Genomic DNA, 24,029 nt, shown 5'->3' on the forward strand with positions numbered 1-24,029 from the left:
AGAAGCTTCGCGCCCGGCGCGAACGCGGACGATCTCAACCTGGTCCTGTGGCAATGGGGTGCGGCCGCCCCCGCGCGCTTGACGCTGATCGATGACGAGAAGCGACTTTCGCGATAGCGACATGGTCTTCGGCCTCATCGCCACATGGTAAGAACCAACTGCACCGTCAAAATGCTGTTTCCAAGCCAATCAGACGGCTCCCTCCAATCTTCTCCTGAGTTTCGACCTTCTTGAACACTATTGGATAGCGCAGGAGATAGAGTCACCGGCTCCGGCGTCCAGATGCCGATCCTGCCGTTCTAATCGCACGGAGAAGGAACTTCCCATGGGATTGTTGGATGTCCTGGTCCTCGGCTTCTCTGAAGCCCTGACACCGACGAAGCTCCTTTTCTGTTTCATCGGGGCGCTGCTCGGTACCCTCATCGGCGTGCGATGAAGACTGAACTATTCGGCAAGGAATATGCGGTGCCCTTCGGCATTGCCCCCATGGGGTTCAGCGCCCCTTATGGCCTATCGCGGCGATGTGGTTCTCGCGACAGGCGCGGCTCAGTCTGGCATTCCGATGACCATGAGCGGTTCCTCGCTGATCCGGATGGAGGAGGTCGAGCAGGCTGCTCCGGATGCCTGGTTCCAGGCCTATCTGCCCGGCGAAGCCGATCGGATCGATGCCTTGGTCGATCGTGTTGCTGCTGCCGGGTTCCAGACACTCGTGCTCACGGTGGACACGGCCGCGCTAGCCAATCGAGAAACAACATCAAGGCAGGCTTCTCGACGCCGCTGCGGCCGGGGGTCAGGCTCGCCTGGCAGGGCGTCTCACACCCTCGTTGGACCCTCGGTACGTTTGTGCGCACGATCCTAAAGCACGGGATACCTCACTTCGAAAACTCCTACGCCACTCGCGGTGCGCCAATCGTCTCCCCCTCAGTGATGCGAGACTTCGGCAAGAAGGATCATCCCAACTGGAATCATCTGCAGAGGATTCGAGGACGGTGGAAAGGTCGCCTCGTGGTGAAGGGGATCCTGTATGAAGAAGACGCAAGGCGCGCGGTGGAGGCGGGCGTGGACGGTATCATCGCTTCGAACCATGGTGGCCGTCAGCTTGATGGAGCACTGTCTACGCTCGACGCGCTTCCTGCAATAATCGACGCGGTGGGCGGGAAGACCGAGGTCATATTCGACGGCGGTATCCGGCGCGGCTCCGCGTTCTAAAGGCGCTTGCATTAGGAGCCAGGTTCGTCTTTGTGGGTCGACCCTTCATCTATGCGGCCTCTGTCGGAGGTTCGGATGGCGTTCTAATGGCAGCAGAGATCCTAAAGAGCGAGATCCACCGGAACATGGCCCTGCTCGGGTTGACCAACGTAGACGAGATAGATCAGCCATACTTATGTAAAGTCTGAGCGACAGGCCACCTAAGCAACCGCAAGGTTCGGTTTCAGCCGCAACCAGAATCCGCTTAGCGGCTGGAATGGGGTAATGGCCTCATGACGCCGCCGCGGATTATGTCCGCTACTGGGCCAGGGCAGTGGCAACCTTTACGACCGGCTTGACGGCGCAAAACTGCCGTCGGGCGGGAGCATCCTTCCTGACCAGTTTGGCGGCCGATGGGAGACGTAATAGCTTTTTAGCTTGACCTTCTCTCCGTACGCCACGGCGATCCGTTTCACATCCTGATCGTGGAACTTCCCGTGCGCTCATCGAGACAATTGGCTGGTCTCAATGTCGCACCACGGCCGCGTATCAAACGGCGATCTGCCAAAAGCGAATGTCGGCTTTTGGCAGATCTCGTTGAAAAACTCGCTCAATTGTCTGCTAATCGGCCCTTCTCTGCCGTTAGGCGGAGCAGGTAGGGTACCGCCTCGCGTCACAGCGCGAGGTCTCGATCTATTTCGCCCTCAGGGGGCGATGACGTTGCGTGGTGGCCTGAGTTTGCCGGCCTTCTGAGGTTTTGTGCCGTTGCTGGAAGCGGGAGTTCCTCTCGTGCGCCGCACGGTCCTCTCAGTCTCAATCGCGCCGTCCGCAGGATGCGCTGAGCGTTGCTTTGCCGGAGGTGACATTGCCTGCCTCGTCACGCGTGCCCAGCTTCCAGACCGCATCCCAGCTGCCGAGGTCCGACCACGTGAAGGATGACGGAACGACTGCGGCATTCGCGGTCTTCTCCATAATCGCGTGGTCGATCGAGATATTGGGACATTTGGAAAAAGAGTCGCCGTCAAGCCGGATGAAGTCGAGATCGCTCACCGCCTTCTCGACGGATTTTTGTGCGCCATCTGCCACTTCGAGCGCAAATGCTTTCATCTCATGCATCAACTGTCCAGCCGCAAACATGAAGATTCCGGAGTTCCAGTAGAATCCCCCGGCGGCCGACATTCGTTCAGCCTCGGCCAGAACAGGCTTTTCCACGAAAGCCTTCACCGCATAGGAATCCTTTCCAACCAGGTGGCGTTCGCAAGCGTGATGACCGGTCGGTCGCTACTTTCAAGCTGACGGGCCAGCACGACCTGTGAGTGGATAGCACCAGCGGAGGACGCCCGACCCGTCCCCCCAATACAAAGCATGGCCCCGTGAGCGGGTCAGCAGCAATGCCCCCAGGCGCTGTAAGTGGATCTGCACAACTTCGTCCGCGTCACTGCCTCAAGCGCAAGCTGTAGGCGCTCACTCTTGAAGCAAGTGCAGCATGGTTTTGCTTTGTGAGCCAGGTGTCGATACACATGATGAGCGCATGCCAATGAAGGCTGCTGGCTGGGGGCAACTATGAACGAATACCAAGAGGGAATGGAAGGTACGCCGGTCCGCGCGGTATCGGAGCAGAAGCTTGAAAGCCTGAGGTCACAGGGCGGCGTGTTCGTTGAGGCGGTTCGCGTGACGCGGATGCCGATGATTGTCACTGACGCCACGCTTCCGGGCAACCCGATCACCTTCGCGAACCCGGCATTCGTAAATCTTTCAGGGTACAGCCCCAGCGAACTGATCGGTCAGCACCCTCACTTCATGAACGGCCCACTGACCAATCCCGGAGCGATTGCAGAATATGAGGCGGCCATGAAGGACGGGCGTGACATAACGCTCGAAATCCTACAATACCGCAAGGATGGCTCGGCCTTCCAGAGCATGCTTTTTGCGACACCGTTGGACGACGGCCAGGGGCGTGTCACCAATCACTTCATGTCCTATCTTGACATAAGCCGCCGTTATGATGCCGAGGAGGCACTGCGCGCGCACAATGCAGAACTAGAACAACGAGTGGAGGCGCGCACCCGTACCCTGGAGGCAGCTAATGCTGCACTTAAGAAGGCAGACGCGGAACGCGAAATGCTTCTCGTTGAGGTTAACCACCGCGCGAAGAACAGCCTGTCTATTGGGGCATCCCTGCTGCAACTGCAAGGGCGACGTCAGGCTGACCCGCAGACGAAAGTCCTCTTTGTCGAGTCTGCTGACCGGCTAAGCGCGATGGCACGGGTTCACGACATGCTAAGGCGGTCAGAACAGGGGCATCGCGTCGATGTGGCGACTTATGTTTCGGAGCTTTGCGAGGCGCTGAGATCGCTCACCGACGGGGACGAGCGGATCTCGCTGAGAGCGAAACCGAGGAAGACATTCTGATCGATGCCGACGCGGCGTTCCCGCTTGGCATCGTGCTTACGGAGCTTATCACCAATGCTGTGAAGTACGCATTCCCTGACGATCGTTCCGGAACCATCGTGGTTCAGGCAAAGCGAAGCGGGCCCGGCCGAGTGGAGATCATCGTCCGTGACAACGGCATCGGGATGAAAAACTACAGGGAAGGGTCGCTCGGGTATGGCCTCATTCGCTCCCTCGTGAAACAGATCGGCGGTGAGTTGGAGATACAAGGCGACGCTGGTGTGACTGTGACCATCGCCTTTTGCGACGCCTCCCGGTTCCCACCCCCGGGCGGCCGGGAACCAGCAGCCGGGTAGGTGTTAGCCCCACCGATTGCGTGGTGATCTGCACGGCTAGGCGAACTCAGCAGCCCATTGCGGCGGATTGCGTCTGACCTATCTCGGTCAGGAAAGCCGATGACGAGACGCTGAACCACAGCCTCCGATGCGGGGCCTCATAGTCTTCATCAGACAGTTCCGCTTCCCGGCATCGAGGACGCTGTAGCGACTGATGGATCGGTTCCACCGCTGACGATCCAGATTTCCGAGTTCGCTGCCGCCTTGATGTAGCCTTAAGCGCCCATGGCCCCCGCTTTGTACGCTATCAAACGGAAACCCCCAAGGAGGAGGCTGAAGGTTTTGACGCGAATTAGAGAGGCCATGCCAGTTTCTGTTTCCACATTCGCCGTGGTGACGAAGTCGCACGGGATCCGGAAAGTAGCGAACTGGCGTCTGTGGAGGAAATGTCATTGGCATCTCTTGGTCGTTTGCTAAGGTAAGCGGATGATCGAGACCTCCAACATTCTCCTCAAGCTGCTCGAAACGGCCGACCTCGAGACACTTTCTCCTCACATTCAGAGGGTGGAGCTTAAGCAAAGGGATGCGCTGTTCGAACCGCATGCGCCGATTCCGTACGTGTACTTCCTCGAAGGGGGTCTCTCCTCCGAGATTTCCATGAGCGGCGGAAAGAGCATAGAGGTCGGGTGCACCGGCCGAGAAGGATTTTCAGGAGCGCCGGTTCTGCTTGGCGCGGACACAACCCCACACCGGGCGTTCATGCAGGCTGGTGGTCCAGCTCTTCGCATTGCTTCGTCAGATCTCATCACCGCCGTGGACGCCAGTGGTTCACTCAGGCGCACACTTCTCCTCTTTGTTCATGTGTACATGCTGCAGATTGCCGCTACCGCTCTTGCCGATGCAAAACACACAGTCCAGAAGCGGCTCGCCCGCTGGCTGCTAATGGCTCAGGACAGACTAGGCGATGAACTACCACTAACGCACGAGTTCTTCGCCCTGATGCTGGGCGTGCGGCGGCCGAGCGTAACCGATTCTCTGCATCTCCTCGAAGAAGCCCACTGCATTAAGGCGCAACGGAGCCTCGTAATTGTCCGAAACAGGGCGAAGCTCGAGGAAATCGCCGGCGATGCGTATGGCGTGCCCGAAGCTGAGTACCGCCGACTGCTCCTGAGCGGTAGCCCCAAAACATGAAGCTTGCCAAGCCTATTTCCGAGATGCGTGACGCTCCCAAAGAAGGCCGGTGTTTGAAGGTCCGGGGGAGTCGGCGTCCGATTCATCGCACCTGTGCGGGGTCTTGAGATCCCATGAGGGGCGAGCAGCGGCCTGCGCCGTTGCAGAGTGAGGTCGCTAGAACTCTCTGGAGGCCAACCATGCGGATGACGGCAGATTAATCTCAAGCGCAGACCGCTACTCTCGTCGATCTAGGGGCATTTCGTCTCGTTGGAAGTGAGCAAGTCAACCTGGCTGGTGACAGCTCTGTCACCTTGTAGCGAGAAGATGTTCCGCCACACGGTGGCAGGTGGTGACATCGTCGCTCTGCTCGCCTGCTTTGAAGCGTTTTGCCAGAAAGCCAAACGGCGGAAGGACAGACTGTACCCCTTGGTCGTAATTCAGGAAGCGTGACTAGATGGCTTCTGGTTGGGGCGAGTGCTGAGCAAGGAAGCCTGGATAGAAAGCCACATCGTAGAAGCTGCATCGATCGCCATGCCGCGTCGATATCGTTGGGCTCAGACCGTGGATCCGCGAAGAAAGGAGGCTCTGTGACGCCACCAAAATGAACCATCGACAAGCAACCTGATGTGATGGGAGTCGGACTGATGGCAGCCAACTATTGGAGTCTAAGTTACCCATGGATTGATGACATTCAGTCCAGCAGCCTCGAAGGGGCTGGTGTCCCGAGTCGCGACCGCAAGGCTGTTCTCTGCTGCTGTGGCTGCGATATACCCGTCAGCCTTGCCGATTGCTTTCCCGGATGCTCGCGCGCCTGCCATCAGCTCGGCGTAGAACCGCGAGGTGCTTACGTTGAAGGACAAAATGCGTTCATCAAAATGTGGCAGCACTTCACCCTCAAGGCGATTGTGGAGGATGGCCTGACGCTTCCCTCGCGGCATAGATGCGATGCCAAAACGAAGTTCAGCAATTGATATCGAAGAGATGAAGAGCGTCTCGATGGCCTGGGCGTCCAGCCAAGCCACAACCGCTGCATCAGGATCCGCTTTCCAAGGCTCCGATATCACGTTGGTGTCTAGCAAGATCATTCGAAAGTCATCGGTTCAGCTGGCGTCGTATCACGCTGTTGCAGAGCTTCGATATCACCGCTGGACAGCTCGGCCTCCCGACCGATCGACGCGAGCAACGAGCCCAGCTTCACGCGATGAGACGGGCGAACAGCGGCCTCAAGAATTTCGCGGATTTCGGCTTCAGTGCTACGGCCATGATGAGCCGCCCTCATACGCAGCGCCCTGTGTGTTTCATCAGAAAGGTTTCGAATGGTAACTGCCGGCATCTACACGATCTCAACCAACCACAAATGATACCATCATAGTGCACATGATATCAACGTTCAAGGAGCCGGCTGAGAGGCGGGGCCGATTTCGACCCCACGTTCTCGCAGTTGAACGGGGCGAACCGGCGCCCCAGTACTGCACCGCAGCAATCCCGACGCGCACCGAGATGAGAACGATGTGAACGCGTCTGGAACGTCCGAGAAATCCTTGACAAGGTCGACCTGATTTCCTCTCCCACGGCAGCATGATCAGGCCATTTGCAAGGTGGCATCAGCATGAAGTGCCCTACGTAAACTGCGCTGCAAACTCATCGCATGTCTGGCCGGCGGTGCACACCGCTCTAGTCATCGCGGGCGAGCATGCTTGAGATCCATGCGGTGCTCTTGAAGTGCCGGCAGACGATGATGAGCGCCGCCGTCAGTGGCACCGCGAGCAGAGCCCCGGCGATCCCCCAAAGCCAGCCCCAGAACAGCAGCGCCACGATTATCGCCACCGGCGGCATCGCCATGCCGCGACCTTGGAGCATCGGATAAACGACGTTGCTGATGGCAAGCTGGAGCACGGCATAACCGGCGAACACGACGAGCGGCATCGTGACGTCGCCAAACTGGACGAAGGCATAGAGCGTTGGCGGGATTATGCCGAGGATGTTGCCGATCACCGGGATGAAGTTGAGGAGGAAGTTCAGCAAGCCCCAGATCAGGGCGAGATCAAGCCCAACCGTAAAGGCCCAGAGTGCCGACGCGGCGCCTGTGATCAGGCTCGTGATCACAGTCACGCCAATGTACTGGCGGAACTTCCCCGCCATCTCCTCGAACGCGTCGATGAGCTCCTGGTTCTCCTGGGCGTTGACCTGCTCACGAAGCTTCTTGGCAAGGGTTGGGATTTCCGGCAGACCCATCACCACCAGGATGCCGACGAAGCCGAGATAGCCGACAACGGTGTAGAGTTCCCAGAATACGGCTTGTGCGATCACCACGAGGTTATCGTAACCGCTTTCGCCGCCAGGGACCGGTAGGCCTCGTTCGGCGGCCCAAACAGAGTAGTTCTCGTAAATCGAGCGGAACTGCTCATGGTTTTGAGCAAACGTCTGGGTGACCTGCGCAACCGCCAGGTAGATCACCCCAAAGAAGCCTGCCAGGATCAGGAAAAGTGCGAGAATAGTTCCGGCGTAGCTAACGCTCTCAGGCAGCAGCTTTTCGAGCCAAGGCTTGATGGGCCAGGCAGCAGCAATGACGAACACCGCGACGACCAGCGGCATTGTCACCTCGTAGCTCCACTTAAGCGCCGCGACGACAACGACGAAGGAGATTACTCCCAGCAGGCGGTTTCGTATGGTGTCAGGTGGCGACATCGGGACCTCGTCTTTCAAACAGATGCTCCCGCAGGAGAGAACGACTGAACAATGGGATGCTAGGTGGCAGGGCGAAGGCACGCCGCTCAGAGGCGGTCGCGTGGTCATTGCTTGCGGGGAGGCACGCCGGCCTGTGGCGGCGCTAGATCTACCCGGAGGGGCAATAGGCGGCTCTAGCGCTTCAGAAGATTTTCGAACGCCTCCTTGCGAATGTTCCGGTACTCTAGGTTTCGTTCGTCAGTTCGCCTTCGCTGAGCAACGGCGCCCAACTTTGTTTCGAGGCGGTTCTCTCGTCCCCGAATGCAATAACGTCAGCAATCGTTCCAGCACGTTTCCAAAGTGCTGACAATCGTCGTGACTACCAGGCTGCGGGCTGGGGCATTGAAGTAATCCGGCCCATCCTTACGGACAGCATAGCATCCGGGCCGAAACTGCTTCTTCTACGATCGAGATCTGTGACATCGAGGGTATTCAAGTCGCCATCCCTAACGCAGCAGCGGCCGTTTCCGATATTCCCCTCTTCCATATACGTTGGAACTGGAGCTCGCCCACTGCCTGTGGAGCGACAACACACGCTGCAGCGACATCGTCAGTAGGTCAAGGCAAGGCGCTTCGGTTGACAAGATCCACTAGTTGCTCAAGTTTCGAGAGGTAGCTGTCGCGCACGATGCGATTGCACCGGTTGTTTTTCGCGACGGGTAAGCTACGGCCGTGCTGTCGACGTCACGGCCGATGATGGCTCTGTCATGGCAGTGGTTGCCTTGGCCTCTACGCGCTCTGCCATCTATTTACGCCCAGCATGTCATTTGACAGTGCATCACGAACTTCGGGTGCGTATAGTGAACTATCACCGGCACATTCCAAGGGCGCCGATGGCAGGGAGCCGCCAGCTTTCGCCCCAGTTGTGGAGGCCATAATGCTAAGGCAGTTTGCTCGTTCTTTCCCCGAAGTTCTTGAACCCAAGGACCTGTCTGTGATGAGTCAGGCATACCTTCTCGCGTTGACGGATATTGACGCTCTGCCAAGTGACCCCAGCCTCCTCGCAAGAATGATCCTCCGGTTTTACAGGCGCGGGATCGTCGAACCGAATAAACTGGCCGCCGTTGGTATGCTTGCAGCCTCGCGATACATCAACCGGAGCGGAATCAGCTCCCCCTCTGGGGAAGGAGCAAATCAGGGACACTGATGCGTGCGTGAAACGCAGATGCATGTTTGGCGGCGCAAAGCTCCTGGTCCTGCTCCCCTCAGATTCACCTATCGTCACCGTTCCTCACATCATGAGGTTCGAGCCTGCCCACTCTCATGGGAGGCGTTGCGCTGACACCGGACGATTAACATCCTGAGACGCTCAAGAAGCGCATCGGCAATGTGCGACAGAGGCAACTGAAGCCGTCCGACGCTGCCCCTCTTCCGTGTCCGCGACCCTCTGGCGCAGCTTTACGCGGCGATGACACGAGGCTGGTGGTATCCCGACGAAGATGCTTTAACTTGGAACTTCGACAGCAGATCACTCAGCTTCACGCTTTCTTGGGCAAGGCCTGCACCGGCGGCATTCATCTCCTCAACCATCGCCACGTTCTGTTGGGTTGACTGATCCAGATGATTAACCGCCGTGTTAACCTGTGCAAGTCCAGCCGACTGCTCGTGTGCGGCCGTCGCGATTGCGTCCATGTGCGCTGTGACGTTCTGGACGAGCTGTTCGATAGCGATCAAACCCTCGCCTGTGTCGCTGACCAGCTTCACGCCCTCGGACACGGCGGTGGCCGAGTTGGAGATCAGCGTCTTGATCTCTTTTGCGGCGTTGGCGGATCGCTGTGCAAGTTCGCGCACTTCCTGGGCGACGACCGCAAAACCTCGACCTGCATCCCCCGCACGTGCTGCTTCGACCCCCGCATTGAGCGCGAGGAGGTTCGTCTGGAATGCGATCTCGTCGATGACGCTAATGATCTGACCAATCTGGTTCGAGGACTTTTCGATCCGCTCCATCGCGGACACCGCACTCCGCACGACCTGTCCAGACCGATCGGCGCGAGCTCGTGCATCCCTTGCCACGTCACGAGCTTCGGCAGTCCGCTTCGACGTCGCGACCACGTTGGCGGTAATCTCCTCCAGTGCGGCGGCTGTCTGCTCCAGTGAAGCGGCCTGTTGCTCCGTTCGCTGCGAGAGATTGTCAGAGGCGTGAGAAATCTCTCGTGACCCACCGGTCACGGTCGATGCCGTCTCACCAACGCTCAGCAGCGCATTGCGCAGTTGCCGGACTGAGACGTTGAAGTCTTTACGTAGACCTTCGAACTGCGGTGCTAGCGCGTCTTGGACCTCGCATAGCATGTCACCGTCGGCAAGGCGACGGAGGCTCGCGGCCAGCGCCCCGGTTGCCTGGTTCAGGCGAGCTTCAGCTTCGGCCTCTGCTTGACGCTGCAGCTCAGCCCGCTCGGCCTCGGAGCGGCGGCGGCTCGTCTCTGCCTCCGCCTGGAGGGCCTGATTGTGGAGTGCTGCTTCCCTGAACACCTGGACTGAACGTGCCATATCGCCGATCTCATCTTTGCGGTCAGCATACGGAATGGCGTCCTGTGTGTTGCCTTCGGCCAGTTGGGACATGCGACTGCTGACCCGACGGATTGAACGGGAAAGCCACCGCGCGATTGCTACAGACAGTGTGACAGCCGTAATGATGAAGGCCGCGAGCGAGATCAAGGAATATTGCAAAGAGGAATAGGCGTCGTCGAGCTTGGAAGTGGCATCGGCATGAACCTTCGTCGCCGCCTTGACCAACAAGTCACCGACGTAATTGCGCCGCTCCGCCATTGCCTTCGTCCAGTCGCCCAAGTCACTGGGAGCCGGTGTGTAGGCAACGCTCTTCATCATTGCGTCCATTTTCTGCTGGATGGCTTGTCCCGTTGGCGACTGCATATATGCGTCTAGTTCGGCCACCACTGCTGGGCTGACAAATTCTCGGACAAGCTGGCCGTAGATGCGGATCTGGCTTGTCGCCGCGCCCAAACGCGCAAACTCCTCCAGCGAGAGGGTGCCGTTCTTTACGTACTGCATGCCGATGCGGTTAAGGATGAGGTAGCCCTCGTTGTACTGAAGGAAGGCACTGTAACCGGTGACGCCGTGCAGGAGGTCGCGGTCCTCCATGATGTTTCCAGAACGCGACGTCAACTGGATTGACGACGCCGAAAGTGGCTGCATGTACAAGAGCGGGGCCATTGCATCGACGGGACCAGCATCAACCATGGAGCGGAACTCGGCGAGCTTTACGTAACGTTCGTCCAACTTCACCTTGATGTCGGCAAGGAGGTTGTCGCTATATCCCGCTGCAACAACTTCATCATAGCTCGTGCTGATCGACCTATAAGCCTCGTCGGTGATCTGACGCATCTGGGGGCGCTGGTCGGCAGAGGACGCGCTTTCGACCGGCAGGGCGAGCATCATCCGCCCGCCGGCGCTGGCCAAACGTTCGAGAGCCGCCGCTCCAGAAAGCTTCTGGTAGTCGCCATAGGCCTCAAGCGTCAGGATTGCTCCGAGCGCCGCTACAGCCGTGAGCGGCACAACCGCGAGTACCGTTAGCAGCGCCCGGAAAGAAAGAGACGACAGCAGCCTAGTCATAGATTATCCCCCACCAAATCTTCCTCAGCAGCGCGTGCAATAGCCATTCGTCAGCGAGGTTCGAGCGAAGATTAGCCGTAGAGCATTACGGTCTAATTAATGCGTCAGGCAGATCGCATGCCGCAACGCTGCAACAACAAGAAGACCGTCAAACATCGTTGTCTCTGTTCATCGCAACAAGGCCGGCTCGCAGTGGGAGCTAGCTCCTTTAAGTGCAACCAACCTACGCTGCGCGGATGAATAAAATGCATCGGCGCCTATGAAAATCAAAAATTCGTCTAATTGCGCTTATGTCGCCTTTAATGCTCTCTCCTAAAGAGAGCACAGGAGTCTCGGGCACTGATCCCGGTAGTCACATTCGGCTCGACTTTACCGTCGCCGACTTTACGCGGTTCGGAACGACTGGTTTTGAAGCCGTCCAAGGGGACATTGTTGGTGAAATGCGGATCATTTGCAGCCGCGACCATGGCTCGCTGGAAGACGGCGGTTTGATTACGACAGGATTCGGCCTCAGGGCGAACGGCTGGCCGGTGTTGTGCCTTTCTGAAGCGGCGATCCGCTCCGCAGGCTGTGAGAGACGCGTTCGTCGCAGCGGCGAGTGACGCTGGCCTTCGTCAGGGACGCGTGGCGCGTTCATCGCGTGAGACGGTCGCACGGCTTGCCGAAGATGTACGGGAACTTTGAAAGGAAGAGGTTGTTGAATCTCAACCCGTAGCCATGAGAGAGGCTTTCGGATGATCGACACCAAGACCCACGGCATTATCGACTACGTTACCGGCGCCCTCCTAATTATTGCGCCCTATCTCCTCGGATTCGCGAACGGCGGCGTACAGCAGTGGCTCCCCCAAGTAGTGGGTGCCATGATAGTCGTCATGAGCTTGCTGACGAACTACGAGCTCAGTGCCGCCAAGGTGATCCCGCTGAAGGCCCACCTCGCGGTTGACGCGCTAGGCGGCGTACTCCTGGCAGCGTCGCCGTGGCTCTTCGGGTTTGCTGACGCCGTCTGGTGGCCCCACCTGCTCGTCGGCCTGATGGAGATCATCGTGGCGCTGACGACAAAGCGAGATTACCAGCAGCGGCTCTAACGGCAGCTAACAAACGCGCGACGCTGGCGGTGTTTGCCACGGTCTCTACTCAGATCGCGTCTTCGCATCGCGAGGCGGTATCAGTTGGAAGTATGTTCACCATCGGAGGCAAAGCCGGAGAAGTGGAGCAAGTACTTCGACTCGAGCGACTTCGGGTTGAACTGCACGAACGTCGCAAGGCCGGATCAGCCGTGCCAGGTGCGTTCAGCAATCGTCTGAATCCCCCTGATCTTCATGGTGTCTCCTGCATCCGTTTCGCCGGCTGAACTCAGGCGAGCACTTTCGAGGATGGTGTAGCCATTGGCAAAACTGCCGCCCCGCGGAAATTTCCAAAAAGGGAGTTTCTGCGCCGTCCAGTACGCTCCTGCGAACATTGGTCGAATGCAGGAACACTCGACACCAAGGGCGTTCAGCTACAGGTGGTGGCGAAGTTACCTTCAGCGAACGCCAACGAGCCTCCGATAATGGGCTCGCACGGCCTATGCTCGATGAACGCGAACCGGAGCGGAGCGCGTTAGTTCTTCAAATGGTCTAGCTGATCGCGCGCCGTTCCCGCCTGTGACAAACCGCCGTGAAGCTTGAAGTGCCGAAAACACACGGGAGCGGGGTGGCAGCATTCGCGCTGCCACCGGCTGCATCAGGACGACGTTGGTGGCATTGGCTTCTTCGGGGTGCTGTGCAGGCGCGGATCGAGCTGAGCAAGCTCGGTGACCTCTTCGCCAAGCGGCTTCGGATCGGCAAGATACTCGAACTGCCCCTTGCCGTCTGGCGTCGGACCCTCGGCCCAACGTCCTTCGCGGCTCTCGGTGCCTTCCGAGCAGTTCCAGAACTGATACGCCACCTGGGACAGCTCCTTCTCCTGGGGGAAGCTCATCGGCGCCGGCGTCTGTTCAAGACCGTCCTCCTCGAGTTCCTTGATTGCCGCCAGCCACTGGTTCTGGTGCATGGTGTCGCGCGCGATCAGGAACGACAGCATGTCCCGGACGCCAGGATCGTCTGTCATTTCGTAGAGACGGCAAACCTGCAGCCGCCCCTGCGATTCTGCCGTGGCGTTGAAGCGGAAATCGGCCAGCAGATTGCCGGAAGAGATGGTATAGCGTGCATTCCAAGGATAGCCGACGCTGTCGGTCGGAGTCGCCCCCATGCCCGCGACGATCGCATGCTGCGGATTCATGCCGCCGACGATGACGTCTTCTACCCGCGCACCCCCCATGACGGCGCCGATGACGGAATCTTTCGCGGCGTCCTCGCGCGCCTCGACCGGAGACGTCTCCAGAAGGCGGGCGATCATTGTGGCTAGCATTTCCACATGCGCGATCTCCTCCGTGCCAATGTCGAGGATCATGTCGCGATATTTGGCCGGTGCCCGGCAATTCCAGCCCTGGAACAGGTAGGTCATCATCACGCTGATCTCACCCCACTGCCCGCCGAGAACCTCCTGCAGCTTCTTGGCGTAAACGGGATCCGGAGCCTCGGGCTTGGCATGATACTGGAACTTGTTCGTTCGAAAGAACATGAAATCTCCTCATGGTTCTAGTGGATTGCACTCCGCGAACTGGAGAAGCGTCTCCAAGTTCCAAGGACTGCCCGCACGACGGAAGGGGTGCCCGAATTGGATCCGTTCGCCTTGGAAAGGTCGTTGAACATCCAGCCTGCTCGCCGGCATTCACCGGATCCGCATGGATGTCGACAACCCACTCTTCTGGGACCTGCTGCGGTTTAGTGTCTTCGGGCTCCTGCCGGCAGCAGTCGGGCTCATGCTGCGCCGGGCGGCACGGGCGGCGAAAAAGGCCACAGCCTCCATTCCCATACCGCGCTGGCCGCGGCGATCCCTATTGCCGGGCCGGTGGCTGCGCTTCCGGCACCGGACGACGGCACGGTGATGGTAGTGTTCCGCCCCGGCGTTTCGCCAGCACAGGCGATGGCGGGACTGACCGCCGCCGAAGGTCGGCTCTTGTGGTCGGATGCCGGCGGAACGGTTTGGGCCGTCGACGTTTCCAAGTGAGGCGATGCCGGCCAGTTCTACGGCCACGGGGCGTTGATTGTCAGCAAATCCATCCTGCCGGTCGGGTGCCTCAACTGGACGAAGGTCTTACCCGGCGTAACGGCAAGCCATGACGCTCCATCTCGATAAACAGGATATCCGGCAGGCGGAGCGCTTGAACCGGTTCTTGCGCTTCATGCCGCGCTACCGGACCGAGCGCCGCTACAATGCAAGACTTATCCAGGCCCTCCTGCGCGTTTGGGATCGACTGCCCGGACGAGATTCGTCCGGGCCGGATTTGCGGATCGAAGACCGTCAGGTCGCAATGGGTGTCCGTCCTGTCCGGCTGAGGCTGATCGTGCCGCGGGACCGCCCGCGCGGTATCTACCTCACCTTCCACGGCGGCGCCTGGGTGATGGGGACGCCGCGCTTGGACGACCCGATCAACACCCGAATTGCGCGGGAGTGCCAGGTGGTCGTGGTGAGCGTCGACCATCATCTCGCCCAGGATGACCGGCTGGATCTAGCGATCGCCGATGCTCGACGCGCCGCAGAATGGACGGCGGGCACGGCGGCAGCATTCGGAGCGGAGCGCATCATCGTCGGTGGTCAGTCGTCCGGGGCACATCTGGCGGCCTGTGCGCTCCTCCACCTGCGCGCGCTGCAGCCAGCGATCAGGCTTGCCGGCGCGGTACTCTTCTACGGCGCATATGACATGGCCGGGTCGCCCGGCCTTCGGCAGTCGTCACCGAAAACACTGCTGATCGACGGACAGGCGGCGTATCGCAACCTGCTGCGGCTGACGCCCGGCCTGACCGATCAGGAACGGCGCGCCCCCCGACTTTCACCACTTTACGCCGACCTTGGTGAGCTTCCCCCTGCCCTCTTCATCGCCGGCGAGCTTGACCCTGTCTTCGACGACAGGGTCCGCATGGCGGAGCGGTGGAATGAAGCAAACGGCAACGCGGAACTCGTCCGCGTTCCACAAGGGTTACACGGGTTCGACCGCCTGCCGCTTTCGATGGGCGTGAAGGTACACTGCCACGTGCGCGAGAAGCTGCGGGAATGGTTGGAGGACTAAACGCCGCCGGATCGCCGCTTGGGCTATGGTTGATCGGGTACCGCTGGCACTCGCCCTCGCCCTTATCGCTGGCCTGCTTGCCTCCATACCCAATCTCGTCACGACTTGGGTGGGACCCTAATGCGTTGGTGATGCCCGACGGGGTGCGCCTTCAGCGAAGAGGTGATCCTTCCATCAATCCGTCATGTCCGCCTTCACATACGCAAGAAGCGCTTGTCCACCTCGAACAGTTATCTTCTTGATGGCGTCATCGGTTGCTGCTGCTTTGCGGGCCTTCAATGCGGCGACTATCCTCTTGTGCGGATGCGGCTCCCAGTCAGGCAAGCCACCGTCGTAGAGGTGTGACAAGATCGGGCCACAGCGCATCCACAGACCTTCGACAATATCGTAGGTGATGCGCATTCGCCCCAAACGGCCGAGCCCGAGGTGAACTCTGTGTTCAGAACGATATCCCGCCGACGGCGATCGATGGTGAATGGTCAACCTCAAGCACTGCCAGTGGCCGACCTCCGATCGGAAAGGCCGTCGGCGACGTGCGGGAAGAACAAGAAATCTAAGCTGCCGGCGGAAGACCTTGCGCGCGTCTTTGCTTTCGACCCTGCCGGAATGGCTACGGTCCGCACCTTGGCTCTGCTCGCCACATATCCTGAGCATCTGGCGGCGGCGCAAGCGGAGGCGTTAGCCGGCCAGACTGGGCGTCCTCTCACTCGCGGGTGTTTTCTTGAGGCGCTGCGACTTTAGCCAACTACTCCGGCAACCTTGCGAGAGACGACAACGGAGATGGGTGTTCCCAACGTCGAGGACGAGATCGGCCTCATCATCTTCACGCCGTTCTTCCATAACATGACGCCAACCTGAGTTTTGCCCACCGTATGGAGCCGTCAATCTGGTTTGACGGTGACGTAACCTTCATGGTGTCTCCTGCATCCGCTGGCCGATCAGCCAGGCTCGTCTGGATTTGTGGGGGCGGTATTGACCACCGCTACCGAATGTATCGCATGCGGAGAGCCTTTTACGTAACGTACGCTGGCGGACAGTCCTGTCAAGGCGGCTCGGCCTAAGGAACATGGACCCTTTCCAGCGGTTGGCCTGTTGAGGAGACCAGATCATGCCAAGCCGATCACACGACCCGACGCTGAACCCAGCGCAGATCAGAGGTGACATTCAACAAGGGTTAACTGGAGACAAGAGGCCTGGCTTCGATCCGGCCATGGCACCGCTGGAGACGGATTCCGAGGCTGGCGGCGTGCCGCTGTCGCCCGAGCAGATCGCCACTGCCACCGACACGCAGAGCACACAGGGATCTCGCTTGAAATCCCGGAACTTTGATGTGGCGATGGGCTCGTCCCCCGGAGGGGTTCTCGAACGCAGACCAAGCCTTCCAGCTCTTCTTCCGCTAATCGCTGTCGTCGTGATAGGCGCCGCAATTCTGATCGGGGTGCTATTGCGTTGATGCTCGCTCCACTAAGGCACGCCGTGAACACCGCTCGTCGCGAAACTGAACAGCGTGCACCAGGCCGCCGCCCGGCCGAGCCTGTTACTTGCGAGGAATGCATATAATGAGCGGCGAGACCGAGTCGCTGCGGTTCATCGGTGCAGGCGGAGAGAAGTCACATCGGCATGTGGTTATCATTGGGGGCGGGTTCGGAGGGTTGGCTTGTGCCCGAGAACTGGGCAACTCCGATGTCCACGTCACCGTGATCGACCGCCGCAACCACAACCTGTTCCAGCCTCTCCTTTACCAGGTTGCGACAGCCGCGCTCTCGCCCGCTGATATTTCCGAGCCGATCCGGCGCAGTTTGGGACGTTACCGCAACATCCGTGTTCTGATGGCCGAGGTCGGTGGTATCGATCGCGACACCAAGCGTGTTGCGCTTACAGATGGCGGCGAAGTTGCGTACGACGACCTCGTGATCGCTACCGGCTCGCAGTACAATTACTTTGGCCACGACGACTGGCAGAGTCATGCTCCAGGTCTGAAGTCCATCCACGAGGCCCGGCAGATCAGGCAACGGCTCCTATTGGCTTTCGAGAAGGCGGAGCTCTCACGGAGCAGCCTGCAAAAGCAGGCGCTGCTGACCAGCATTGTAATTGGAGGTGGACCGACCGGCGTTGAGATGGCGGGGGCTATCTCCGAGCTTGGCCGCTACATGATCAGCCGAGACTATCGAGCGTTAGCACCTAGCCAGATGCGCGTGATCCTTCTTGAGGCGGGCCCGCGGATACTCGCCTCCTTCCCCGAACATCTCAGCAGCTATGCTTGCGAGTATCTCCAGAAGATTGGTGTCGAAGTCAGACTGAGCCAAGGGGTGTCGGCGGTTGAAGAAGGTCGCGTCACGGTTGGAGACGAGCACATCGAAGCTGGCTGCATTGTTTGGGGTGCGGGCGTGAAGGCATCGCCCGCCTTCACGTGGCTGGGCATAAAGGAGCCACCAGGAGGCCGCATCCCCGTCGACAGCCACCTGCAGGTGGTTGGCCTCAGCAAGATCTACGCCATCGGCGATACCGCGATGGCCGTTGATACAGACGGGAAACCTCTTCCGGCACTGGCGCAGGTCGCGAAGCAACAAGGCCAGTATCTGGGCCGACTGTTAGGCGACCCGACACGGGCTTCAAAGCCCTTCCGTTTCAGGAACCGAGGAAATACTGCGGTGATCGGCCGACACGCGGCCGTGTTTGATTTCGGCAGGTGGACACTGAAGGGCCGGTTTGCCTGGCTTCTCTGGGCGGTCGTCCACGTATACTTGCTCATTAATTTTGAAAAGCGCGTGCTGGTGAGCACTCAATGGATCTGGCGCTACCTTACTCGGCAGCGCGGCGCAAGGATCATCGATGAGAATGCGGCCTCGATAGGCGATCAGAAAGAGGTCGCGCAAACTAATGCGCTTATCAGGAGGTAGTGATGCGGATGGTAAAGGCGTGGAAGGAATGGTGGGAGAGCCTGGGTCATGTCGCTCGATGCAATCGAGACGCGGCACGGACCCGTGAAGCTTTTGAGGCCGGCTACTTGGCAGCGTCGGAGAGAGTTCGAGCAACTAGGTCCCCATCTGGTGAGCCGGTACAGACCACAGAGAGAGGACCAGACGATGATGCGTCACCTCCCCTCGCGGCGCCCGCCGAAGTTGATAAGGTTTCGATGGAGGAGCTCGGCGGCGCAGCCGCGGCCTTTCGCGGGAAAGCAACAGGTCTGACTGGAATATCCGTCCTGGGTGATGAAATCGAAGAGCCCGGTCGTGCATGGATCAATTTTTCTGGGCCGTCTCGCTCGTGAGATCGACCCGCTGTGTGCAGCGAGAAAGGAACCGCCGTTGGTTGAAAGGGAACGGGAAATCTGGCTCTGCCTTTCCGGAGGCAATGCCCTCGGTGCTTACCATGCCGGCGCCTATGAGGCGCTGGCGGCTGCGGGAGCGACACCTACGCGCATCGCAGGGGCTTCGATAGGCGCGATCATGGGTGCTCTGATTGCCGGCAATGCGCCCGAAGATCGCGTGACCCGGCTGCGCCAATTTTGGGACCGGGCGGCGCAGTACGAGACTGTGCTTCCTCCTGGCAGCTTCTTAACGGGTCGTATGGGGGAATGGCTTTCATTGTTGCAGACGCTCGCCTACGGGCGGAGCGGCCTCTTTCGCCGCACCCTACCGAGCCTGCTGCCGCTTTTGCCGGGCACCCGCTCTTCGGCACACCTCTTCGATACCTCACCGCTGCGCAAGACGCTATGTGAACTAGTGGATTTCGGTCGTCTTTCGGGCGGGCCCGTGCGACTGCTTGTTACGGCTGTCGACGTGGAAACAGGCGAGGACGTCATCTTTGACAGCCATGCGGGCGGGATAGAGATCGATCATGTGATGGCAAGCGCAGCCTTCCCTATTGCATTCCCACCCGTCAGGGTCGATGAACGTGTCTGTGTCGATGCCGGCGTCTCCGCCAATCTTCCGATAGTGCCACTGTTTACGTCTAACGATGCAGACAATGTGCTTTGCCTTGCGCTCGACCTCATAACGGCTCGTGGGAAGGTACCAGACTCTCTCGATGATGCCGTGAAACGGGCGCAGGATCTGGTCTTCGCGTCACAGAGCCGACATGCCTTGCGAGCGGTGACACGTTCGGCGCCATCAGATTCATCGGCAAAGGCAGCGATCGTGCATCTTTGCTATAACGGAAATGACCAAGAGATCGGCGGCAAATTCTTCGAATTCTCCGCGCAATCGGTTCGACGACGTTGGTCGGCAGGGAAAGCAGAGACCGAGAAGGTCCTCGCCGCACGGGCGGATTTCGACCTGACGGAAGATCGTTCGGTCTACCGTTTGCAGGGTTACGAACTGAAGCGCCTGAGTTAGGATCGCTTGTCTTCGTGGAGCTCGCCCTCACGTGCGCAGCGGGCACGTCTTTGGTCTGCGCCCGTTGCTGTTCTGGCTCACCAAGAGCTGTGGCGAAGTCTTACCCGATCATGCTTCTTGATGCCCTTGAGCACCGCTCGGTGGCTTTGGATACCGGTGACGCCGACAATCGAAGCCCCGCGGGCGGTCGGCGTTGCGGGCATACTTCTTGCGGATTGCCAGGGTCTCCTCATGGCAATCAATCTGGCCCCGAATGTACATCGCATCGCAATCGCCACGCTCGGGCCGGCCAGTACAATGATCTGTGTTACAGACACGGGATCCGAAATGTCCCCGGAGGTTCTGAAAAAGGTATTCTAGCCGTTCTACTCAACCAAGTCCGCGGTAAAGGTACGGGGCTCGGGCTTTCCATGGTCTACGGCTTCGTCAAGCAGTCGGGCGGACACGTCAAGATCTACAGCGAGCTTGGTCATGGAACCTCCGTGCGCCTGTACCTTCCACGTTCGGCACAGGCGGAAGATCCTTCGGCAAATATCAAGGTAGGACCCGTGAGGGGCGGAACAGAGACCATCCTTGTGGCTGAGGACGACGAAGAAGTTCGGGGTACCGTGATCGATCTCCTGCACGAACTCGGCGTTCGTCTGCTTACCCGCCAAGGACGCGCCATCTATTGGATCAAAGGGTACAGAAAGTATCAATCTGACCGCCATGTTCAAATGCCCAGCAGCCAGAACCGTGTGGCGGCTCTGGCTCACAAGCGACGTGACCTCGCCGCCAGCGACGTCTGCTTTGCGGTCGCATAGATGCGTCTGCCGAGGCACGGCCCCGCTCGCCGCGAGCCACGCATTCTTTAACTCTCAGTATGCTCCGCCAACTCCGGCGCATCCTCTATGTCGACCCCCAGGTACTTGAGGGTGTTCTCAATCTTGGTGTGTCCGAGCAGGATTTCGATTGCACGAAGATTGCCTGTCGCCTTGTAGATTATCGCAGCCCTCGTGCGCCGAAGAGAGTGTGCCGTAATCTTCACGACGCAGCTCAGGAATGCATGGAGCCCCCGGTGAGGCCGCATGCTATACGCAGACAACCTTCAAACCGAAGGCATCTTGCGGCGCTGCTGCGTGCCGGATCAGGGTTCAGCTGGCCAGAAGCGACGCCGCACAGTCTCCAGAGCCGCGCGGATATCGGCACGATCCAGATCTGTCTGAGCTTGAGAGGCTCCGTGTTCCGCCATGGCTTGCGTGTGGATCCAGAGAAAGTCGACAACTTCCCTCTCGCTTTCGCTGGAGCATGGCAAGCGCGCGATTAGCTTGATCATGTGAATGATCACGGTGGGATACGGAGCGGCCGTCTGCCGAAATGCCTTCATCGGGCCATCCATGAACTGAGTCACCTTCTCGGTCGGCAATTCGAGCCGAGGCATCCCGTTCTTGTCCGTGAGCCACTGGGGAATGTGAGAGGTATTCAAGGCCACCGCGAACAAGCTGGCGAGCCTGTCACAACAGGCGAGAGCCGTGTAGAAATCGTTTACCGCAGGCGACAGCGCGCGGCTTGCAACTTCGACTAGCAGATTGGCTTCGAAAACGGGCCCGCGCGTGTCGTTGCGATAGGATGCGGCTAGGATGTGTGGCGTCACCCAAGCCGAATCGGCGTCACCGACCACCGTGCCAATTTCCTCCCCTTCCATCATGAAGTCTCCAGTCCCGCGGGCAAGACATACAACGGCGCCCCGGGCGCAGGCTTCTTCCAAGATTTTGTCGCACTTGATCTCGTCAATATAGCCGGTTTCAGCCGCACGGATCGAAACGCCGCCTTTTAAATCCAAGTGGGGCGGGTCCGCACGTCGATCGCGACTGAGGCTCCGGGTCGCGTTGCGGCCCAGTTGGGCGATGGAGGTGTCGACGTGCACTGTGCGTCCAAGATGGTTCAGCGCCCTTGTCATCCATGCCAGACCCAGGATCGACGCAACAGTGAGTACTGTCAGAGTGAGCCGCGGAACACGCTCAGGCGGCCCCTCGGAATCGACGGAAAACAGCACGATTAGTGCGCTGGAAAGCAGCGCCAGCAGGAGCCCGAGCGTGAAACGTATCTTCTGGTCCCCGATCCAGCGGTCGATCAACCGCACGCCGAGATTACTCGAGGCCAGCGTTAGAACCAAAAGAGTGATGGAAAAATAGAGGGTGGCGAATGCCGAATGTAACGTAACAAGGCCACTCGCCAGCTCCAACGCAGTCTTACCTGGCATGGACAATGGCCAGCCCCAGTCCCCGACCCAGGCTGACGCTCCTTGCCTATCAAGAATCAGCAATCCCGCCGTAACAAGGAGCGCGCCTGAAATCATCAACGAGGGCAGCGCCCAGAAATTTGACCAGAATGCGTGACGCGCCGAGCCTGCCATCTATACGTGCCTCCCTAACGCCTTCTCCGGCCTGTGATCCGGCCACCGAGTATCCGTCGCTGCCGCATAGTGTCGCCTGGCATGGTCTGAAAAAAGACGCCCGCTGCTCGGACAACCGTGGGTTCTATTTAAGGGAGATTTCCCCATCGGCAACTTAATGTTTTCGCTACTGCTGGTCGCTGGATGTCGTACGCCGGTGGCGCCTTCCAAGGTGAAGCCCGTCATTGATAGATCCGATAAAAAAGCAGATACCCAATAATCCTAGGAGGCCGAAAGGATGGCTTCCCTCCCACGCCCGCTACTCCTTTAAGCTATCAAACTGTGCGATGGACGTCGCGGGATGAGCTCCACGGCGTGCTCGGATCGAGACCGATGCGCCACCCATCCAGAGGTTCTCCTCGCCGGACGGCAGCGAGGCTGCACGCCGCTGGTCGCCGGCTTCCACACCTTGCTCGCCCTCACCGTGCCCATGTCGCGACAAAGTCTCCCATTGGCGAAGGTTTGGCATACGTCGTCAAATTTATGGACGGGTCTGAAGCTCTTTCTGACCGATGGCCCCACCCAGATTGACAACAACAGCGTCGAACGGCCCATCGGGCCTGTAGCCCTCAATCTCAAACACGTCTCTTTGCGGCACGCGAACATTCGAAAAGGAAAATCAGAATGAAGAGACTTGGAACGACACTGACCGCCGGGCCAATGAGCGCTATGATGCTCGCTACTTCCATGGTTCCTGCAGGCGCTGTGGTAAGGCCGTCCACGGGGGGCACAGCAGAAGTCCGCTGTGGAGCAAGATTCCGAGGTGATGATCGGAACCCTCCTCGCTTCGATCGCAACCGCGACGACCGCGGCGGCGAATCCTGGGCACCCGAGGATCGAGAGAGCAGCGCCGCGGCTATCGCCGTTACAGGGACGGCTTCTGGTATCCACTGGCTGCATTTTGGGGCAGGTGCAATTATCATCGGCGGAGCGATTGCCAATCAACCTCGTCCCGCACAAGCTATATCCTGCCGACATGTGCAGTGGTGCACCGACTGGTATCACACCTATCGCGCACCGGACAATATCTACGTGCCGCGTGTGGAGGTGAGGGCCTACTGCAGCTCGCCAAACGCCGCTGAACGACAAGAAGTTCAAACGCACCCCTTCACCGTTGCCACCCTCGAGCGCAGGCGTAGCGCTCATGGCCCACAAGCGGCGCACACGGGCATCTACCTCCCTATCAGGAGATAGATCGGCCTTGGTTCACGGCTAGCTCTTGCTCTTTGGCAGCCCTCGGTTTTTCCGCGATCTCCCGATTCTGGTAGGGCCCAAGCGATCTGGTCTTGTTGTCGGCGATCCACTCGACCCAGTGCCCTTGGTCATCGGAACGGATGGTGACAGGGAGGGAGCTATCGGTATTTGACATGTTATGTACTCCTGTCGGAAGACCGTACCGGAGCGCCTACAGGTCTACAATTGACCTGACCACTGGAAGCATCGCGAGCTTATCACTTCTTCAAAGCAGCTCCCAAGGCCGCGCCGATCGCTGTACTATGTCGGACTATACCTGTAGTGTCGAGGACTGCAGCGCCGAACGCAGCACCAGGTGCTACTCCCAGAGCGATACCCAAGCCATCGAAGGATAGTTGCGTATCCTTGTGGTGTGAGTTTAAATCCCTTGGTGAGCGGGACGCAGGCGCAAGGAGGCTGCGTCGCCCCATCACTGACTGCGCCTCCGCTAGGAGCGTGGGTTACTTTCACTTGCGGACTAGCTCCTGACG

At 59.2% G+C, this 24,029-nt stretch carries 18 protein-coding genes and 4 pseudogenes; 13 read left to right on the top strand and 9 right to left on the bottom strand.

Features of this window, described 5'->3' with window-relative positions:
* Positions 1-435 precede the first annotated feature (435 nt).
* A pseudogene (locus tag LXM96_RS19465) lies at positions 436-1,397 on the top strand (alpha-hydroxy acid oxidase); the annotation flags it as partial.
* 604 nt (positions 1,398-2,001) lie between these two features.
* On the opposite strand, the gene LXM96_RS19470 reads toward LXM96_RS19465, so the two are convergent.
* Complete coding sequence (locus LXM96_RS19470) at positions 2,002-2,412, bottom strand: sugar phosphate nucleotidyltransferase (protein WP_394802003.1); 411 nt, start codon at positions 2,410-2,412, stop codon at positions 2,002-2,004.
* A gap of 339 nt (positions 2,413-2,751) precedes the next feature.
* On the opposite strand from LXM96_RS19470, the gene LXM96_RS19475 reads away from it, so the two are divergent.
* From LXM96_RS19475 to LXM96_RS22005, 4 genes and pseudogenes are all read left to right on the top strand, one after another.
* The gene (locus tag LXM96_RS19475) at positions 2,752-3,600 is read left to right on the top strand and encodes a histidine kinase dimerization/phosphoacceptor domain -containing protein (RefSeq protein ID WP_240000229.1); all 849 of its coding nucleotides are present in this window, start codon (positions 2,752-2,754) and stop codon (positions 3,598-3,600) included.
* A gap of 32 nt (positions 3,601-3,632) precedes the next feature.
* The gene (locus LXM96_RS19480) at positions 3,633-3,935 is read left to right on the top strand and encodes an ATP-binding protein (RefSeq protein WP_394802004.1); all 303 of its coding nucleotides are present in this window, start codon (positions 3,633-3,635) and stop codon (positions 3,933-3,935) included.
* Positions 3,936-4,400: 465 nt separating this feature from the next.
* Positions 4,401-5,105: a Crp/Fnr family transcriptional regulator gene (locus tag LXM96_RS19485; protein WP_240000231.1), complete on the top strand. Its 705-nt coding sequence runs from the start codon at positions 4,401-4,403 to the stop codon at positions 5,103-5,105.
* 179 nt (positions 5,106-5,284) lie between these two features.
* A pseudogene (locus LXM96_RS22005) lies at positions 5,285-5,648 on the top strand (IS110 family transposase); the annotation flags it as partial.
* Between the two features lie 104 nt (positions 5,649-5,752).
* Here LXM96_RS22005 and LXM96_RS19490 read toward each other — a convergent pair.
* The 4 genes from LXM96_RS19490 to LXM96_RS19505 all read right to left on the bottom strand — a co-directional run bounded on the left by LXM96_RS19490 (position 5,753) and on the right by LXM96_RS19505 (position 11,384).
* On the bottom strand, positions 5,753-6,172 hold the full coding sequence (locus LXM96_RS19490) for a type II toxin-antitoxin system VapC family toxin (RefSeq protein ID WP_240000232.1): 420 nt from the start codon (positions 6,170-6,172) through the stop codon (positions 5,753-5,755).
* Entirely contained in the window at positions 6,169-6,420 is a 252-nt protein-coding gene (locus LXM96_RS19495) for a FitA-like ribbon-helix-helix domain-containing protein (RefSeq protein WP_240000233.1), read from the bottom strand. The genes LXM96_RS19490 and LXM96_RS19495 overlap by 4 nt, the downstream gene beginning before the upstream one ends.
* Before the next feature lie 341 nt (positions 6,421-6,761).
* Positions 6,762-7,775, bottom strand: coding sequence for an AI-2E family transporter (locus LXM96_RS19500; protein ID WP_240000234.1), 1,014 nt, complete (start codon positions 7,773-7,775; stop codon positions 6,762-6,764).
* Positions 7,776-9,212: 1,437 nt separating this feature from the next.
* A complete protein-coding gene (locus LXM96_RS19505; RefSeq protein ID WP_240000235.1) occupies positions 9,213-11,384 on the bottom strand; it encodes a methyl-accepting chemotaxis protein in 2,172 nt (723 codons plus the stop codon).
* Positions 11,385-12,118: 734 nt separating this feature from the next.
* Between LXM96_RS19505 and LXM96_RS19510 the strand changes: the two genes are divergently transcribed.
* Entirely contained in the window at positions 12,119-12,469 is a 351-nt protein-coding gene (locus LXM96_RS19510; RefSeq protein WP_240000236.1) for an SPW repeat domain-containing protein, read from the top strand.
* Positions 12,470-13,106: 637 nt separating this feature from the next.
* Here the strand turns inward: LXM96_RS19510 and LXM96_RS19515 are convergent.
* Complete coding sequence (locus LXM96_RS19515; RefSeq protein ID WP_240000237.1) at positions 13,107-13,985, bottom strand: manganese catalase family protein; 879 nt, start codon at positions 13,983-13,985, stop codon at positions 13,107-13,109.
* Between the two features lie 330 nt (positions 13,986-14,315).
* Here LXM96_RS19515 and LXM96_RS19520 point away from each other — a divergent pair, with 330 nt between their 5' ends.
* Together LXM96_RS19520 and LXM96_RS19525 are read left to right on the top strand one after the other, a co-directional pair.
* Entirely contained in the window at positions 14,316-14,474 is a 159-nt protein-coding gene (locus tag LXM96_RS19520; RefSeq protein WP_240000238.1) for a hypothetical protein, read from the top strand.
* 109 nt (positions 14,475-14,583) lie between these two features.
* Positions 14,584-15,534: an alpha/beta hydrolase gene (locus LXM96_RS19525; protein WP_240000239.1), complete on the top strand. Its 951-nt coding sequence runs from the start codon at positions 14,584-14,586 to the stop codon at positions 15,532-15,534.
* 174 nt (positions 15,535-15,708) lie between these two features.
* On the opposite strand, the gene LXM96_RS19530 is transcribed toward LXM96_RS19525, so the two are convergent.
* On the bottom strand, positions 15,709-15,936 hold the full coding sequence (locus LXM96_RS19530) for a hypothetical protein (protein WP_240000240.1): 228 nt from the start codon (positions 15,934-15,936) through the stop codon (positions 15,709-15,711).
* 706 nt (positions 15,937-16,642) lie between these two features.
* Between LXM96_RS19530 and LXM96_RS19535 the strand changes: the two genes are divergently transcribed.
* The 4 genes and pseudogenes from LXM96_RS19535 to LXM96_RS19550 form a co-directional block, all read left to right on the top strand.
* Positions 16,643-16,987 carry a hypothetical protein gene (locus tag LXM96_RS19535; RefSeq protein ID WP_240000241.1) on the top strand — a complete coding sequence of 115 codons (345 nt, stop codon included), beginning with the start codon at positions 16,643-16,645 and terminating at the stop codon, positions 16,985-16,987.
* Positions 16,988-17,093: 106 nt separating this feature from the next.
* Positions 17,094-18,434, top strand: a complete 1,341-nt coding sequence (locus LXM96_RS19540) for an NAD(P)/FAD-dependent oxidoreductase (protein WP_240000242.1) — start codon at positions 17,094-17,096, stop codon at positions 18,432-18,434.
* 408 nt (positions 18,435-18,842) lie between these two features.
* On the top strand, positions 18,843-19,871 hold the full coding sequence (locus LXM96_RS19545; protein WP_240000243.1) for a patatin-like phospholipase family protein: 1,029 nt from the start codon (positions 18,843-18,845) through the stop codon (positions 19,869-19,871).
* A 281-nt stretch (positions 19,872-20,152) separates the two neighbouring features.
* A pseudogene (locus LXM96_RS19550) lies at positions 20,153-20,521 on the top strand (ATP-binding protein); the annotation flags it as partial.
* 200 nt (positions 20,522-20,721) lie between these two features.
* Here LXM96_RS19550 and LXM96_RS19555 read toward each other — a convergent pair.
* Both LXM96_RS19555 and LXM96_RS19560 read right to left on the bottom strand, forming a co-directional pair.
* Positions 20,722-20,905: pseudogene (locus LXM96_RS19555) on the bottom strand (integrase); the annotation flags it as partial.
* Between the two features lie 92 nt (positions 20,906-20,997).
* Positions 20,998-22,266, bottom strand: coding sequence for a DUF2254 family protein (locus LXM96_RS19560; RefSeq protein WP_240000244.1), 1,269 nt, complete (start codon positions 22,264-22,266; stop codon positions 20,998-21,000).
* A 340-nt stretch (positions 22,267-22,606) separates the two neighbouring features.
* On the opposite strand from LXM96_RS19560, the gene LXM96_RS21925 reads away from it, so the two are divergent.
* Entirely contained in the window at positions 22,607-22,933 is a 327-nt protein-coding gene (locus LXM96_RS21925; protein ID WP_394802005.1) for an IS66 family transposase, read from the top strand.
* The last annotated feature ends 1,096 nt before the right edge of the window (positions 22,934-24,029 follow it).

The organism is Rhizobium halophilum (assembly GCF_021648825.1).
GTDB classification, from domain to species: Bacteria; Pseudomonadota; Alphaproteobacteria; order Rhizobiales; family Rhizobiaceae; genus Neorhizobium; species Neorhizobium halophilum.

Coding starts and splice junctions, on each gene's coding strand:
- LXM96_RS19475 (WP_240000229.1), top strand. CDS start 2,752: ATGAACGAATACCAAGAGGGAATGGAAGGTACGCCGGTCCGCGCGGTA.
- LXM96_RS19485 (WP_240000231.1), top strand. CDS start 4,401: ATGATCGAGACCTCCAACATTCTCCTCAAGCTGCTCGAAACGGCCGAC.
- LXM96_RS19490 (WP_240000232.1), bottom strand. CDS start 6,172: ATGATCTTGCTAGACACCAACGTGATATCGGAGCCTTGGAAAGCGGAT.
- LXM96_RS19495 (WP_240000233.1), bottom strand. CDS start 6,420: ATGCCGGCAGTTACCATTCGAAACCTTTCTGATGAAACACACAGGGCG.
- LXM96_RS19500 (WP_240000234.1), bottom strand. CDS start 7,775: ATGTCGCCACCTGACACCATACGAAACCGCCTGCTGGGAGTAATCTCC.
- LXM96_RS19505 (WP_240000235.1), bottom strand. CDS start 11,384: ATGACTAGGCTGCTGTCGTCTCTTTCTTTCCGGGCGCTGCTAACGGTA.
- LXM96_RS19510 (WP_240000236.1), top strand. CDS start 12,119: ATGATCGACACCAAGACCCACGGCATTATCGACTACGTTACCGGCGCC.
- LXM96_RS19515 (WP_240000237.1), bottom strand. CDS start 13,985: ATGTTCTTTCGAACGAACAAGTTCCAGTATCATGCCAAGCCCGAGGCT.
- LXM96_RS19525 (WP_240000239.1), top strand. CDS start 14,584: ATGACGCTCCATCTCGATAAACAGGATATCCGGCAGGCGGAGCGCTTG.
- LXM96_RS19530 (WP_240000240.1), bottom strand. CDS start 15,936: ATGCGCATCACCTACGATATTGTCGAAGGTCTGTGGATGCGCTGTGGC.
- LXM96_RS19535 (WP_240000241.1), top strand. CDS start 16,643: ATGCCAAGCCGATCACACGACCCGACGCTGAACCCAGCGCAGATCAGA.
- LXM96_RS19540 (WP_240000242.1), top strand. CDS start 17,094: ATGAGCGGCGAGACCGAGTCGCTGCGGTTCATCGGTGCAGGCGGAGAG.
- LXM96_RS19560 (WP_240000244.1), bottom strand. CDS start 22,266: ATGGCAGGCTCGGCGCGTCACGCATTCTGGTCAAATTTCTGGGCGCTG.
- LXM96_RS21925 (WP_394802005.1), top strand. CDS start 22,607: ATGAGCTCCACGGCGTGCTCGGATCGAGACCGATGCGCCACCCATCCA.